Here is a 13,829-nt window from a genome sequence, read left to right as displayed (position 1 = left end):
GCATCGATGAAGAGGCCCGATGGCCGTGCAACGTCTGGGCCATGTCGCCCTGCGGGTTCAGGACATGGATCGCGCCAAGGCCTTCTACCAGGCCCTCGGCCTCCGGATCACCTGGGAAGCCGAAGACTGGTCCTACCTTCAGTCGCCCCAGAGCGGCGATGGCGTGGCGCTGCTCAGCCCCGCCTACACGGTGGCGGGGCCCCATTTCGCCTTCCACTTCACGGACCGTCAGGAGGTGGATACCGTGCATGCCCAGCTGCTGGCTTCGGGCCACCGGGTCGGGCCGGTGCACGATCACCGCGATGGCACCGCCTCGTTCTATCTCCAGGACCCGGAAGGAAACTGGCTGGAGATGCTCTACGAACCGCCCGGTGGCATTCCCTCCAACGTGGGTGCCGCTCCGATCCTGCTGGCGACCGGGCCTGAGCAGGTGCAGGGGCTGGCTTGAGGGCAGGCGAGTTGCTGGCGATCGAAACGGAAGCGCTCGAGCTGCTGGAGTGGCCGAGGCTGCTGGGCCAGCTGGCCGCGTTTGCCAGCACGACAGCAGGTGGGCGGCTCTGTCGTCGACTGGAGCTGCCGTCGAGCTGGACTGAAAGCCAGCGGCGGCTGGCTGAAACCACCGAATTGCTCGGGCTGGATGGCCTGATCGACGGCGGCCTGAGCTTCCAGGGCGTCGCTGATCTGGAGGCCACCCTCCAGCACTGCGGCAAGGGGGGGACGGCCAGTGGCGAGGCGCTGCTGCAACTGGCAACCACCCTGTCGGCGGCACGGCGCCTGCGGCGCCAGATCGATGATTCCGAACTGCGGCCGGTCTGCACGGCCCTGGTGGCTGAGTTGCGCACCCTGCCGGAGCTGGAGCAGCGGCTGCTGTTCGCTCTGGAGGAGGGGGGGCGGGTGGCTGACCGGGCCAGCCCTGAGCTGGGAGGGCTGCGCCTGCAGCTGGCCGGGGCGCGCCAGCAACGGCGTGAGCGGTTGCAGGAGCTGCTTCGACATCTGGCTCCGCTCCTGCAGGACACGGTGATCGCCGAGCGCAACGGCCGGCCCGTGCTGGCGGTGAAGGCCGGCGCCGCCTCCCGGGTACCGGGTCTGGCCCATGACAGCTCCGCATCGGGCAGCACGATGTTCATCGAACCCCAGACCGTGATTGCGATCGGCAACCGGATAAGGGATCTGGAGGGACAGGAGCGCGATCTGGAACGGCGGATCCTTGCCGAGCTCAGCACGTTGGTGGCCGCCGAAGCCGAAGACCTGGCCGTGCTGCAGCGGGTGCTGTCCGAGCTGGACGCCGCCCTGGCCCGGGCGCGCTACGGCCAGGCCCTGGGCTCGGTGCGGCCGGAACTGGCCGCCGATCCGGGCGCCCCCTTTCTGCTCCAGGAGCTGCGGCACCCCCTGCTGCTCTGGCAGGAACGCCACGAGGCTGGGCACACTGTCGTACCGGTCACGATCTCCGTGGGACAGGACCTGCGGGTGGTGGCGATCACCGGTCCCAACACCGGCGGCAAGACAGTGACCCTCAAAAGCCTGGGGCTGGCGGCCCTGATGGCCAGGGCCGGGCTGTTCCTTCCCTGCTCGGGGACGCCGCGGCTGCCCTGGTGTGGCCTGATCCTCGCCGACATCGGCGATGAGCAATCGCTGCAGCAGAACCTCTCCACCTTCAGCGGTCATGTCCGCCGGATCGCCCGCATCCTGGCGGCCCTGCCGACCGGGGAGGCCCCGGCGATCGGCGCCAGCCTGGTGCTGCTCGATGAGCTGGGGGCCGGCACCGATCCAGCCGAGGGCACCGCCCTGGCGATCGCCCTGCTGCGCCACCTGGCCGGGCGGGCCCGACTGACGATCACCACCACCCATTTCGGCGAACTGAAGGCGCTCAAGTACGGCGACTCCCGCTTCGAAAACGCCTCGGTGGGCTTTGATCTGGAGACACTCTCACCCACCTACCAACTGCTCTGGGGCATCCCCGGCCGCAGCAACGCCCTGGCCATCGCCAGCCAGCTCGCCCTGGAGCCGGCTGTGATCGCCGCCGCTGCCGAGCTGCTCGTTCCACGCGGCGACGGGGAACTCAACCAGGTGATCCGTGGCCTCGAAGACCAGCGTCGGCGTCAGCAGGAGGCCGCCGAGGAGGCCGCCATCCTGCTGGCCCGCACCGAGCTGCTGCACGAGGAACTGCTGCTGCGCTGGCAGCAGCAGCAGGAGCAGTCAGCCGAATTGCAGGAAGAGCGACGCCGGACCCTGGAGGCCTCGATCCGGGACGGCCAGCAGGAAGTGCGTCGCATCATCCGCCGCCTGCGCCAGGGCCAGACGGATGGGGAGCAGACCCGTCAGGCCGGTCAGCGGTTGAAGCGGCTCCAGGAGCAGCATCGACCCCAGCCCGAGCGGCGCCACCATCCAGGCTGGCAGCCGGTGGTAGGCGAGCGGATCCGGCTGCTGGCGCTGGGCAAGGCGGCGGAGGTGCTGGCGATCAGCTCCGACGGCCGGGAACTCACTGTGCGCTGTGGCGTGCTGCGACTCAACGTGGAGCTGGGAGCCATCGAGAGCCTGCAGGGGGAGAAGGCGGCTCCCCCGGAGGCGCCCAGCGTTCCGGTGGTTCAGGTGCACAGCCAGAAGTCCAGAGTCGGCAGCGGCCCCCAGGTGCGCACCGAGCGGAACACCGTGGATGTGCGGGGCCTGCGGGTGCACGAAGCCGAAGCGGCCGTGGAGGAACAGCTGCGCGGCTCCAACGGTCCGCTGTGGGTGATCCATGGCATCGGCACCGGCAAGCTCAAGAGGGGCCTGCGTCAGTGGCTCTCCAGCGTGCCCTGGGTGGAGCGGGTCAGCGACGCTGAGCAGGGTGATGGCGGCTCGGGCTGCAGCGTGATCTGGCCGATCTGAATAGCGACTTCAGGCCGCTCCACCCAGCTCCGGGAGCAGCACCGCCGTGGCCTCTTGCCTGGCAACGGCGGCCGGCCTCGGCAACGGCAACGCCTCTCCAGCCGCGTCGAAGAAGCGCCAGCCGCAGGGATCCACCTCCAGATGCACGGTCTGGCCAGGCACCACCTGCTGGGACGGGTCGGCGCGCAACTGGACCAGGTGGCTGCCATCCAGCAGACGACAACAAATCAGTTGTTCATTGCCAAGGGCTTCGATGTGGGTCACCTCGGCCGGGATGTTGCGGTTGGTGGCGGGAGCCAGCTTGAGGTGCTCCGGCCGCAGACCGCCCGTGAGCGCAGCCGGGTTGCCCTCCGCGTGGCGGATCAGGGCCTGGCCGCTGGGTCCTTCCACCAGAAAGCGCCTCAGACCCAGCTGGATCTGGTCACCGCCGACGGCAAGCACCGGCAGCAGATTCATCGAAGGACTGCCGATGAACTGGGCGACGAAGAGATTGGAGGGCCAGTTGTAGAGCTGCAGTGGCGTGCCGAGCTGCTGAAGGCGGCCGGCATTGAGCACCGCGATCCGATGGCCCATCGTCATCGCCTCCACCTGGTCGTGGGTCACGTAGAGGGTGGTGATGCCGAGGTTTCGTTGCAGGGCCACGATCTGGGCCCTAGTGCCAGTGCGTAACTTGGCATCGAGATTGCTGAGCGGCTCATCCATCAGGAACACGGCGGGCTCCCGGGCGATCGCCCGGCCCAGGGCCACCCGTTGTTTCTGACCACCTGAGAGTTCCTTGGGCAGCCGATCGAGCAGGGGAGCAAGCTCCAGCTGATCAGCAACGGCAGCGATCCGGGCCTCGATGCGCGCTTCACGCGCCGAGGGCACCCTCAGTCCGGGCGGCAGATGACGACCAAGTCGGTGCAGGCTGTCCTGCAGTTGCCGGGGCAGGCTGCGGGGGCGGCTGCGGCGCAGACCGAAACCGATGTTGTCAGCCACGCTCAGGTGGGGATAGAGCGCATAGCTCTGAAACACCATCGCCACATCACGCTGGGACGGTGGCAGGTCGGTGACCGGGCGATCCCCGACGATCACCGCGCCGCTGCTGGGGGTTTCGAGGCCGGCGAGGATGCGCAGCAACGTGCTCTTGCCACAGCCCGATGGTCCCACCAGCACCAGGAACTCGCCGTCCTGGACGGTGAGATCGAGCTGGCGCAGCACTTCCACCGCAGCGCTTCCCCGCCGGGGTGGGAAGGTCTTGCAGACCTGCTCGAAGCGAACCTCTGCCAAGACTGGCTCTCAGACTCCCCGATCCTAGGGTTGGTCGATCACCTGGCCTGCGTCCACAGCTTTCCCTTGCAGTTCATCGATCAAGCCCGCATCGCGGTCCAGGGAGGCCGCGGCGGCGACGGCATCGTGGCCTTCCGACGTGAAAAGTACGTTCCCGCCGGTGGGCCATCCGGCGGGGATGGCGGCCATGGTGGCGCGGTCTGGCTCCAGGCCGACCCAAACCTGCAGACCCTGCTGGATTTCAAGTACAAACGCCTGTTTGCGGCGCCGGAGGGCCGTCGTGGCGGTCCGAACCGCAGTTCAGGAGCCGGTGGTGACGACCTGGTGATCCGGGTTCCCTGCGGCACGGAGGTCCGTGATGAAAACAGCCATCAGTTGCTCGGTGATCTCACCGAGCCCGGTGATCGGCTGAGGGTGGCGGCAGGCGGAAGGGGCGGCCTCGGCAACGCCCACTACCTCAGCAACCGCAACCGGGCACCTGAAAAATTCACCGAAGGGAAGGACGGCGAAGAGCGCCAGATTCAGCTGGAACTGAAATTGCTGGCTGAGGTGGGGATCATCGGCCTGCCCAATGCCGGCAAAAGCACCCTGATCAGTGTGCTCTCAGCGGCGAAACCGAAGATTGCCGACTATCCCTTCACCACCCTGATTCCCAACCTCGGCGTGGTGCGGCGCCCCAGCGGCGACGGCACGGTGTTCGCCGACATTCCGGGACTGATCGCCGGCGCCGCCCTCGGAGCGGGGCTTGGTCATGACTTCCTCAGGCACATTGAGCGGACCCGGCTGCTCGTGCACCTGATCGATGCAGCCAGCCCCGATGTGGTGGCCGATCTGGTGGTGGTGGAAGCGGAACTTGCTGCCTATGGCCATGGCCTGAAGGACAGGCCCAGGCTGCTGGCGCTCAACAAGATTGAACTGCTCGACGAGGAGGCGCTCAAGGCAGCCGCAGAGGCCCTCGCCCAGCACTGGCACGGTGGGCTTCTGCTGATTTCCTCGGCAACCCGTCAGGGTCTTGATGGGCTGCTGACAGCTGTCTGGAGGGAGCTGGGAATCAGCTGATCGAACGGAACGCCCTGCCGGGATCCGGCCAAGGGCGTTCAGCAGACCAGTTCAATCGTCGTAGACCCGGCACTCAGGGGCTTCCGGGTTGAGATCGCAATACACCTCAAGGGCACTTGGGTCGTGGCTGTCTTCGGGGTGATGCTCCTTGTACTCCTGCAGAGACTTCAGTTCGTCCTCAAGGTGGCCCAACTTGGCCTTGTCGCCGCTGGCCTTGGCCGTTTCGAGTTCGATCTGATCCTTGAGGATGTGCTCGTCGATGGAGTTCATAGGAAGGCCGGGCTGCATCAACCGGAGCTTTTCGTGGCCACCCTAAAGACCCGAATGGACCATTCCGAGCGTTTGTGGGCTGGAGCTGATCAAGCAGGCCGGTCGCTCAGCTCCAGCCAGCGCTCTTCCCCCTCGTGGATGCGGGCCGCCAGGCTGGCCAGCTGCTGGGTGAGGGCATCGAGACGGCCATGGTCACCGCCGGTTCCGGCCGCGAGCTCCCTCTCCAGGCGGCGGCGCTGCTCTTCCCAGTCGGGCAGGCGGTCCTCCAGCTCCGCGAGTTCGCGGTTCTCCTTGAAGCTTCGTCGTCGCTGCGCCCGCTCGGGGAAGACCTGGTCAGGGGGCTCCGGCACCTGCTGGCTCTGCCCAGCGCTGGCCGTCAACTGGCTGGCTGGTTTGACAGGGGGCTTGGTGGGGGACTTTGCCGGGGATCTGGCTGGGGGTTTGGCTGTGACGTCCCGCTCCAGGTAGGCGCTGTAGTTGCCTTCGAAGCGCTTCAGTTCGCCGGCTTCGAAACTGAACAGCCGGTCCACGGTGCGATCAAGGAAATAGCGGTCGTGGGAGACCACCACCACGCAGCCGCGGAAATCCTCGAGGAAATCCTCCAGGACCGTGAGGGTGTGCACGTCAAGGTCGTTGGTGGGCTCATCGAGCAGCAGCACGTTCGGTGCCTGGATCAACAGCCGGCAGAGCGCCAGCCGCCGCCGCTCGCCACCGGAGAGCTTGCTGATCGGGCTGTGCTGCTGGGCTGGCGGAAACAGGAAACGCTCCAGCAGCTGGGAGGCACTCACCTGGATCCCCCCCAGATCAATCTGGCTGGCCGCTTCCTTGACGAAATCGATCACCTTGCGCTCCATCCCCCTGCCAGCCACCAGGTCGCCGCTCTGCTGGTCGAAGTAGGCCAGCTGAACGGTGCTGCCAAGCTCCAGGCGACCTTGCTGGGGCAGGCGCCGCCCGGCGATCAGATCCAGCAGGGTGGATTTTCCCGAGCCGTTCGGGCCGATGATCCCCACCCGGTCTTCAGGGCTGAAGTCGTAGCTGAAGTTGCGCAGCAACGGGCGCCCCTGGGGTGGGCTGTCGACGCCAGCCTCTGGGCTGGGCGCCCAGACCGTGATGTTCTCGGCGGTGATCGCCCGCTTGCCGATCCGGCGGTTGGCCGTGGCCAGGCTGAGTTCCCCCCTGGCCTGGCGGCTCGGGGCCTCACGCATCGCCTCGATGCGCTGAATCCTGGCTTTCTGCTTGGTGCTGCGAGCCTGGGGCCCCCGGCTGAGCCACTCAAGCTCCCGCCGCAGAGCTCCCTTGAATTTAGCGGCACTGGCCGCTTCAGCGGCTTCCTCGCCAGCCTTGATCTGCAGGTAGGCGGCATAGTTTCCCGCGTAGGTGCGGGCCTCACCCCGATCCACTTCAACGATGCGGTTCGTCACCCGATCGAGAAAGTAGCGGTCGTGGGTCACCAAGACCAGGGCACCGCGGTAGCGCGCCAGGTAGCCCTGCAGCCATTCGATGCAGATGGCATCAAGGTGGTTGGTCGGTTCATCGAGCAGCAGCACATCCGGTTCCGCCACCAGGGCCGAGGCCAGGGCCAGCCGCTTGCGGTATCCACCGGAGAGTTCCTCCACCCGCCGCTGGGTGTCGTGAATGCCGAGCCGCTCCAGCACCTCGCGGCACTGCTGCTCCAGGTCCCAGGCATTGGCCCGGTCCATGCCGGCGCTCAGTTCCCCGAGTTCCCTCAGCAGGGCCTCGTGATCGGGATCCTCTGGATTGCCCTGGTGGGCCAGGGCGTCGCTGACGGCGGTGAAGCGCCTCAGCAGGGCCATCTTCTCGCCGCTGCCCTCGAACACCTGCTCCAGCACGGTGCGCTGCGGATCGAGCTCAGGGTCCTGGTTGACCAGAACCACGTTCAACTTCGCCGAGCAGCGCCGTTCCCCCTCGCCCGGTGTTTCAAGGCCAGCCAGCAACTTGAGCAGGGTGGACTTGCCGGCTCCGTTGGGGCCGATCAGACCGAGCCGCTCGCGCTCGCCGACGTGCAGGGTGAGGTCGTGGAAAAGGGTGCGGATGCCGAAGTCCTTGCCGACCCCCACCAGGCTGATCAAACTCACGCGTTGGAAGGACGGCTCTGGCTCTCCAGATAAGCAAACACGCTCTTGTCCCCCACATCGGCTGCCGCCGGCATCGGGAACTTCCGCAGGCAGAGGATCAGCAGCAGGGCCGTCTGCACCGCCAGCAGGCTGAAGCTGGTGGGCCCATCCAGCCAACCAGCCAGTCGGCCCATCAACGCGGCCGGCAGCAGCAGGGTGACGCCGATCGCCTCGGGCCGCTGGAAGCAGAAGAACTCCTTGAAGCCGATCCCAGCCAGGGCGGCAAAGAACGGGCCCACCGCCCAGATCCAGCGGGAATCGGCCGCCAGGGTGGGGAGCATGGCATCAACCCCCACCCGGGCGGCAAGCAGCACAGCGCCGGCGCAGCCCAGCAACCAGAAGAGCTGCAGGGCGCGGTGAAGGGGGCGAAGGTAGATGTGGATCCAGCGCAGGGCGAGCCCCAGCCCGGCCGCCATCACCAGCAGCCAGGGCCAGAGGGGGGTGCCGGCCATGCTTCGCCACTGCCAAAGCAGGGCCGCTTCGCCCAGGGCCACCGCCAGCAGGGCAAGCCGGTAACCCAGCACCTCGCGACGATCGGTGGCATCGATCGTGAACGGCCCGTAGACCCCTTCGAACACCGGATCACCCGGTGCTGGATCGAGGTTCAAAGGGCCGGTGGTCGGAGCGGTCATCGGGTCAGCGCCCCAGGGGTCGTCGCCCCCATCATCGCTGGCTCCCAGGAGGGCATCCTTCCACCAGAGTGGCCAGATCAGGACCGGCCGGAACAATGCCGGAGGGTTGCAGCGGAAAGAGGGAACCGAAGTAGTCGCGCCGCCAGGCGGCGGGAAAGCAGGTGGCAGCAACACCAGCGAGGCGATGGAAACGCCGCCTCCAGTCCCAGAGGGCAGGGAACTGCCAGAGCGGCCGGCGGGAGCAGCCGAACAGGGGGGCATAGACCAACTCCAGACGGATCAGGGTGGGGAACAACACCACATCAGCGAGGCTGAGCCGATCACCGCAGAGCCAGGGGCTGCCACCGGCGAGGCTCAGCTCCAACGCTTCAAATGCCGCGAACAGCTCGGCCTCCGCCCGGTCGTAGGCCGCCTGATGGCGCGCGAAGCCACAGCGGTACACCCCATCGTTGACGGCGCCCTGGAGATGGTCGCGCCAGCGGTCGATCGGCTCAGCCAGCTCGATCGGCTCAAGATCAGGCGCAGAAGCCGGCGCCGGCCAACGATTGAGCAGTTCGATCAGCCGCGCGCTCTCGTTCACGACGATCCTCTGATCAACCCTGTCGTAGAGAAGCGGCACCGTGGCGCGGGCCCGGGGGTCACTGCCGCAGCGGCGGTACAGATCGACCAGGGACAGAGCCCCCTCGAACGGTTCCACGAACCGCCAGCGGCCCGCCTTCGGATCCGGCTCCACCACCAGCAGCTCGATCGACCCCTCCAACTCCCGCAGGGTCCAGACCAGCCAGGCACGATGGGCCCAGGGGCAACTGCGACCGACGATCAGCAGATGACGGCCCGGCTGGCCGGCGCTGGCCGGACACTCGGGGGGAGTGGCGAAGGCTGCCGGCGGGCGGCGGTAGTTTCCCTCGGCATCGGCGGGCCCCAGGCCGCCCATCAGCTGCAGCCACTGCCAGTGCCAGGCCTGCCTGACCGCAGCAACCACAGGGGGTGGGATGGCGATGACGGATTCAGCGATTGCCCTGACTCTGATACGGCATCGACCAGACCTGCCAGGCTGAGCGGGCGGCTGGCACAGGGAGGCGATGGCAGCAGAAGGGCAGGTGGAAGCCGTGGGAGCCGCAAAGGTGCTGCTGGTGGCTGCCACCCATGGCAATGAACGCAACGCCGCCTGGCTTCTGGAGCACTGGCGTCAGCAGCCGGCCGCACTCGAGAGCTGCGGTCTGGCCCTGGAACTGGCGATCGGCAATCCGGCCGCCCTCGCCGCTGGGGTGCGCTACATCCAGCGGGATCTGAACCGTTGCTTCAACCCCGGACTCCTGAACGATCCAGGCAGGGAGGAACTGGAGATTCAGCAGGCCCGCCAGTTGATCGCGGCCCATGGCCCGGCCGGCGCCACCCCCTGCGCCGTGGTGCTGGATCTGCACAGCACCACGGCGGCGATGGGAAACTCCCTGGTGCTCTATGGCCGCCGCCCTGCCGATCTGGCCCTGGCGGCCGGAATCCAGGCTCTGCTGGGGCTGCCGATCTATCTGCATGAGGGGGATGCAGCCCAGAGTGGCTTCCTGGTCGAGCGCTGGCCCTGCGGCCTGGTGATCGAGGTGGGTCCAGTGCCCCAGGGCGTGATCACCGCCACGATCTGCCGTCAGACCCAGCTGGCCGTCGAAGCCGCCCTCAGCGTGCTGGCCATGGCCCAGGCGGGCCGGCTGCGCCTACCGGCTGAACTGGTGGTTCACCGCCATCTGGGCAGCCTCGATCTGCCCCGCCACAGCGATGGCCGACCGGCCGCCTGCCTGCATCCCCTACGCCAGCACCGTGACTGGCAGCCCCTGTTTCCCGGTGATCCGCTGTTTCTCTGCCCGGATGGCACCATGATCAGCCAGGCGCAGAGTGCCCCAGCGGTGCAGTGGCCGGTGTTCATCAACGAGGCCGCCTATGGCGAGAAGGGGATCGCCCTGAGCGTCACGGAGCGGGAGTGCTGGCCCTGCTGTGGCAGCTGGGCCGAAGCGCTCACGGCTGTGGGCGTTGGCCTGGTTCCGAGGGCGTGCTGAGCCGGATCGGCCCGTTGTAGAGGACAGCCAGAACCGTGCGCCCATCCGGGGAAATCCTCAGCTCCGTTTCCACCGTGGCCGCGAGATTCAGCTGCTGCCAACCGGGGGGACCGCCGAGAAAACGGAACAGGATTCCCTGCTCACCCGTTTCAATGATGCAGTTGCCGGCGGCACGATCGAACATGCAGGCGGCTGTCCGATAGACGCCCAGACCGCCATTGAGTTTCTCGGCCTTCATCCGGGCCAGGTTCGTGGCCCGTTGCAGGTTGAAAGGGAAATCCGCCTGGGCCCATGCCGAAGCAGCCCCAACCGAAACCGCAGCCAGCAGGCCAAGGCCGGCGCGACGGACAAGACTCTGGATCGGGGCGGAAAAGCGACGAGACATCAGGTGGGAGCGGTGAAGAAAGGTGGACGAAACGGATCTCAGCCGCAGGCCCAGGTGCCTTGTTCCTTGGTGCAGGGCAGGTTGGTGGTGGTGCCGTCAGCCCAGTAGATCCTCAGCCGATCATCGGAGCTGCCGATGCGGAAGGTGAGTGATTTGACCACACCGGCCGGTGGCTTGCCGGCGGGGTCGGCGGGGTTGGGATCGACAGGACTGGCCAGCCGCTGTTCGACCTGCTGCAGACGTTGCTCCAGCCGCTCGATCCGCTGAACCTGGGGATCTGACCTGCCCCAGCACCCCGTCAAGCCAACCGCCAGGGCCAGCCACCCGAAGGCGATCAGGGGTGAAGCAGCCTTTCTGGCGGCTTTGCGGGCACGAGTTGAAAAAAGCAACGGCATCGCCGCGCCCCGATCAGGGAACCCTGCACTCTTAGCAGCGCGGCTCAGGTGTTGGCCAGCCGCTCACTCCAGTAGACAACCGCTCCCTGCTGCTCAAGCTGAAGGCGACGAACCCTGGCCTGCTGTAGCGGGACCGTTTCTGAAGACCTGGAACCACGCAGATCCCAGCAGATCAACACCATGGGAATCGGGAAGGCGAATGCATAAAAAAACCTTAAGAAGGCATCGCCCCATTCGGGACGCTGATTGGCAAGCCGAGACATATGCCTGGCTCCTTGCCGCTCACGGTGAATCCCGGCCGTGCTGACACTCCACGGCAAGGAGAGCCCGCCATCCCCTCTGGTGCTGTGGAATGAAGCACCCGCCACTGACCCAACGTGCTGCGCGTCTGCGAACCCGAGCTGATGGATGGGGCAGAGCAGGCCAGGCAATACGCCGACGGGGATTTCAGCGCCACGGATCAGGCGGTGATCGATCGAATCGCCTTCCTGTTCCCTGCTGGGCTCGGTGAACGGGTCGTTGATCTTGGCTGTGGTCCGGGGAACATCAGCTTTCGCCTCGCTTCCCGCCACCCCACCAGCGTCGTGCTCGGGCTGGATGGGGCTCAGGCCATGCTGGCGATCGCCGAGGCGAAGCTGCGGAGCGAACCAGCCTGGCCGAATCTCTCCTTCCAACTGGCCAGGCTCCCCTGCCCTGATCTGCCGGTGGCGTGCTTCTCAACCGTGGTGAGCAACAGCCTGCTCCATCATCTCCACGACCCGATGGTGCTCTGGAAAAGCGTGCGGCAACTGGGGGCGACGGGGGCGGCGGTCTACGTGAAGGACCTGCGCCGGCCCGACTCGGAAGCGGCGGTGCAGGCCCTGCTGGCCGCCCATCTGGCAGGAGCGCCGCCGCTGCTGGAGCGTGACTATCTCCACTCCCTGCGCGCGGCCTTCACCCTGGAGGAAGTGCAGGAGCAACTGGAGCAAGCCGGACTGAGCGGCCTGGAGGTGAGGGCCCTGGAAGATCGCTATCTGGAGATCGCCGGGCGACTGGTTTGACACCAGGCTGGGGGGTGGTGCCAGCCGGGCTTCAGGCTCAGGTCCAGGGGACCGGCCTGCGGGTCCGGGGCAGATAGAGAGGATGCAGAGGACTGGCCGTCTTGCCCAGGCCGAGCACCTGCAGGGGCGGCAGCATCCGCCTGACCGCCTGGTCGCGCTCAAGCCAGCCGCCGCGTCGTCCCCAGGCGGCAACGACCAGCCTGGATCCGGCACAGCAGGCCTGAAGCCATCGGTCGTTGTCCGGGCCCACCGGGTCGGCCGCTTCGACCAGATCGGCCGGTCGTGTGGCACGGAACGCGAAGAGGTTGATCATGGTCAGGCCGCTGAAGCCCCAGTCCCTGGCAAAGGCGATGCAACGCCGCACGGTCGGATCGTCGGCATGCTCATCGGCCGTGCTGGGGTTCAGCCCCACCACGACGGCGCCATCAGCTGGCTCCCCCCAGCGGCGCCAGAGGGCATAGCGGTAACGCCGACAAGGGCTGAAGACGGCTCCCCGCTCGCCGTCCAGCTCCCGGAGGGTCGCCGACGGCAGCACGGACTCAGCGGAAGCAGCCGGTGGCCATTCACTGTGACGATGCGGATCAACCATCCGATTCAAGTTCCGGTTGATGATCCGGTTCGAGTTCCGGTTCAAGATCCGGTAGAGCAGGCAGCAAGAGCAGCTTGAGAAATCAGAAGAATGAGCGCAGGATCGAGCTCAGTTTTGCTCTTGAAATCGATTGTTGAGGTTTCCAGGAGGCAGTTAATCACCTGGAATTGTGTGAAAGCCGGTGATCGGATTTGAACCGACGACCTACTGATTACGAATCAGTTGCTCTACCACTGAGCTACACCGGCACCGCCATGAAATTAGCATTCAGCCATCCTCTGCACAGGTTCCGCCGATGCCTCCATCTGATCCGAAAAGCCTGGATCCAGCCCTGAGGGCCAGGCTGCTGCAGGAGGCAAAGGCTCCCTGGCGCGGGCTGCGCCGGGCCCTCTGGATCGCTCTCTCCGCCTCGGCGGCCATTGGCCTGGCCACGATGGCCCTGCGGGTGGCGGCTGGCGGTGAGCTGGCCTCAGTGGATCTGCTCATCCAGGTCGGAGCCCTGCTGCTGTTCGGCTTGCTGCTCTGGCGCGACCGGGCTGGAAGCAGCGATTAGCTGCAGCGAACCGGGCAACAGCAACGGCAACCCCAGGTTGAGCAGGTCATGGCCGGTCTGCTCAGCCTGGGGAAGGTTGCCTGCGGCAAGCTGCTGCACAGGACGCCTCAGCATCCAGCCAGCCTGAAGCAGCTGGTGCCACTGCCAGACCACCAGGCTGAGCAGAAACGCAGCCAGCAGCAGGTCCACCAGCCTTGAGCTGTTGGCGAGCGGAGAAAGATCAGCGGCCAGGCCGGCGCGGCTGTCGAGGATCCAGAGCAGTGGCAGCAGCGCTGCCACCCCGGCAGCCTGGGCCAACTTCAGCGGCAAGGGATGGGCCAGGCCGCTCAACCGGTTCTGCAGCTCTCGGCGGCCCTTGACGGGGGTCTTGAGCAGCAGCAGCGACCATGGATCGGCCGGGTGGCGCCAGAGCAGCACGGCCGGCGCCAGACCACCGAGGGCAAAGCAGAGCAACCTTTCAAGCAACGGAAAGGGACCGGCATCCGATCCCGCCAGGATCAGGAAGAGCAGGAGAAGCTCAAGTGGAGCGGCGGCCAGTCCCACCAGTTGCACCCAGAGCAGGGGTTCGCTGCGGGGGTTCACCGGA

At 66.9% G+C, this 13,829-nt stretch carries 15 protein-coding genes and 1 tRNA gene; 6 read left to right on the top strand and 10 right to left on the bottom strand.

Features of this window, described 5'->3' with window-relative positions:
* Positions 1-19 precede the first annotated feature (19 nt).
* The gene (locus tag KQ307_RS08035) at positions 20-448 is read left to right on the top strand and encodes a VOC family protein (protein WP_259727600.1); all 429 of its coding nucleotides are present in this window, start codon (positions 20-22) and stop codon (positions 446-448) included.
* Positions 445-2,868, top strand: coding sequence for an endonuclease MutS2 (locus KQ307_RS08030; RefSeq protein WP_259727599.1), 2,424 nt, complete (start codon positions 445-447; stop codon positions 2,866-2,868). Before KQ307_RS08035 ends, KQ307_RS08030 begins: the two co-directional genes overlap by 4 nt.
* Positions 2,869-2,877: 9 nt before the next feature.
* On the opposite strand, the gene KQ307_RS08025 is transcribed toward KQ307_RS08030, so the two are convergent.
* On the bottom strand, positions 2,878-4,137 hold the full coding sequence (locus KQ307_RS08025; protein WP_311133736.1) for an ABC transporter ATP-binding protein: 1,260 nt from the start codon (positions 4,135-4,137) through the stop codon (positions 2,878-2,880).
* A 66-nt stretch (positions 4,138-4,203) separates the two neighbouring features.
* Here KQ307_RS08025 and cgtA point away from each other — a divergent pair, with 66 nt between their 5' ends.
* The gene (cgtA, locus tag KQ307_RS08020; protein WP_259703309.1) at positions 4,204-5,196 is read left to right on the top strand and encodes an Obg family GTPase CgtA; all 993 of its coding nucleotides are present in this window, start codon (positions 4,204-4,206) and stop codon (positions 5,194-5,196) included.
* Between the two features lie 51 nt (positions 5,197-5,247).
* Here the strand turns inward: cgtA and KQ307_RS08015 are convergent, their stop codons facing one another.
* From KQ307_RS08015 to KQ307_RS08000, 4 genes are all read right to left on the bottom strand, one after another.
* Entirely contained in the window at positions 5,248-5,466 is a 219-nt protein-coding gene (locus tag KQ307_RS08015; protein WP_259703121.1) for a Calvin cycle protein CP12, read from the bottom strand.
* Positions 5,467-5,555: 89 nt separating this feature from the next.
* Positions 5,556-7,562: a ribosomal protection-like ABC-F family protein gene (abc-f, locus tag KQ307_RS08010; protein ID WP_259727598.1), complete on the bottom strand. Its 2,007-nt coding sequence runs from the start codon at positions 7,560-7,562 to the stop codon at positions 5,556-5,558.
* Positions 7,559-8,233, bottom strand: coding sequence for a DUF2301 domain-containing membrane protein (locus KQ307_RS08005; protein WP_259727597.1), 675 nt, complete (start codon positions 8,231-8,233; stop codon positions 7,559-7,561). Before KQ307_RS08005 ends, abc-f begins: the two co-directional genes overlap by 4 nt.
* Before the next feature lie 31 nt (positions 8,234-8,264).
* On the bottom strand, positions 8,265-9,233 hold the full coding sequence (locus KQ307_RS08000) for a glutathione S-transferase C-terminal domain-containing protein (protein ID WP_259727647.1): 969 nt from the start codon (positions 9,231-9,233) through the stop codon (positions 8,265-8,267).
* A gap of 82 nt (positions 9,234-9,315) precedes the next feature.
* Here KQ307_RS08000 and KQ307_RS07995 point away from each other — a divergent pair, with 82 nt between their 5' ends.
* The gene (locus KQ307_RS07995; protein ID WP_259727596.1) at positions 9,316-10,281 is read left to right on the top strand and encodes an aspartoacylase; all 966 of its coding nucleotides are present in this window, start codon (positions 9,316-9,318) and stop codon (positions 10,279-10,281) included.
* Here KQ307_RS07995 and KQ307_RS07990 read toward each other — a convergent pair.
* Complete coding sequence (locus tag KQ307_RS07990) at positions 10,241-10,666, bottom strand: hypothetical protein (protein WP_259703117.1); 426 nt, start codon at positions 10,664-10,666, stop codon at positions 10,241-10,243. The two genes, KQ307_RS07995 and KQ307_RS07990, sit on opposite strands and share 41 nt — an antisense overlap.
* A 38-nt stretch (positions 10,667-10,704) precedes the next feature.
* Positions 10,705-11,061 carry a carbohydrate porin gene (locus KQ307_RS07985; protein WP_259703116.1) on the bottom strand — a complete coding sequence of 119 codons (357 nt, stop codon included), beginning with the start codon at positions 11,059-11,061 and terminating at the stop codon, positions 10,705-10,707.
* A 377-nt stretch (positions 11,062-11,438) separates the two neighbouring features.
* Here KQ307_RS07985 and KQ307_RS07980 point away from each other — a divergent pair, with 377 nt between their 5' ends.
* The gene (locus tag KQ307_RS07980) at positions 11,439-12,101 is read left to right on the top strand and encodes a trans-aconitate 2-methyltransferase (RefSeq protein ID WP_259727595.1); all 663 of its coding nucleotides are present in this window, start codon (positions 11,439-11,441) and stop codon (positions 12,099-12,101) included.
* 37 nt (positions 12,102-12,138) lie between these two features.
* On the opposite strand, the gene KQ307_RS07975 is transcribed toward KQ307_RS07980, so the two are convergent.
* Together KQ307_RS07975 and KQ307_RS07970 are read right to left on the bottom strand one after the other, a co-directional pair.
* Positions 12,139-12,636, bottom strand: coding sequence for a DUF1643 domain-containing protein (locus KQ307_RS07975; RefSeq protein WP_259727594.1), 498 nt, complete (start codon positions 12,634-12,636; stop codon positions 12,139-12,141).
* A gap of 230 nt (positions 12,637-12,866) precedes the next feature.
* Positions 12,867-12,938: transfer RNA gene (locus tag KQ307_RS07970), tRNA-Thr, on the bottom strand.
* Between the two features lie 47 nt (positions 12,939-12,985).
* Between KQ307_RS07970 and KQ307_RS07965 the strand changes: the two genes are divergently transcribed.
* Positions 12,986-13,243 (top strand): DUF3493 domain-containing protein, encoded by a 258-nt coding sequence (locus tag KQ307_RS07965; protein ID WP_259727593.1) that lies wholly within the window; start codon positions 12,986-12,988, stop codon positions 13,241-13,243.
* On the opposite strand, the gene KQ307_RS07960 is transcribed toward KQ307_RS07965, so the two are convergent.
* Positions 13,160-13,825 (bottom strand): low-complexity tail membrane protein, encoded by a 666-nt coding sequence (locus KQ307_RS07960; protein WP_259727592.1) that lies wholly within the window; start codon positions 13,823-13,825, stop codon positions 13,160-13,162. The two genes, KQ307_RS07965 and KQ307_RS07960, sit on opposite strands and share 84 nt — an antisense overlap.
* Positions 13,826-13,829 lie beyond the last annotated feature (4 nt).

The sequence above is a fragment of the Synechococcus sp. CS-1326 genome (assembly GCF_025128115.1).
GTDB lineage: Bacteria > Cyanobacteriota > Cyanobacteriia > PCC-6307 > Cyanobiaceae > Regnicoccus.
The sequence above is the reverse complement of the archived record's forward strand: the minus strand, read 5'-3'. Positions and strand labels throughout refer to the sequence as shown.

Excerpts from the sequence above, each read along its gene's own strand:
- KQ307_RS08035 (WP_259727600.1), top strand. The coding sequence starts at position 20 with ATGGCCGTGCAACGTCTGGGCCATGTCGCCCTGCGGGTTCAGGACATG.
- KQ307_RS08015 (WP_259703121.1), bottom strand. The coding sequence starts at position 5,466 with ATGAACTCCATCGACGAGCACATCCTCAAGGATCAGATCGAACTCGAA.
- KQ307_RS08005 (WP_259727597.1), bottom strand. The coding sequence starts at position 8,233 with ATGACCGCTCCGACCACCGGCCCTTTGAACCTCGATCCAGCACCGGGT.
- KQ307_RS07995 (WP_259727596.1), top strand. The coding sequence starts at position 9,316 with ATGGCAGCAGAAGGGCAGGTGGAAGCCGTGGGAGCCGCAAAGGTGCTG.
- KQ307_RS07990 (WP_259703117.1), bottom strand. The coding sequence starts at position 10,666 with ATGTCTCGTCGCTTTTCCGCCCCGATCCAGAGTCTTGTCCGTCGCGCC.
- KQ307_RS07985 (WP_259703116.1), bottom strand. The coding sequence starts at position 11,061 with ATGCCGTTGCTTTTTTCAACTCGTGCCCGCAAAGCCGCCAGAAAGGCT.
- KQ307_RS07965 (WP_259727593.1), top strand. The coding sequence starts at position 12,986 with ATGCCTCCATCTGATCCGAAAAGCCTGGATCCAGCCCTGAGGGCCAGG.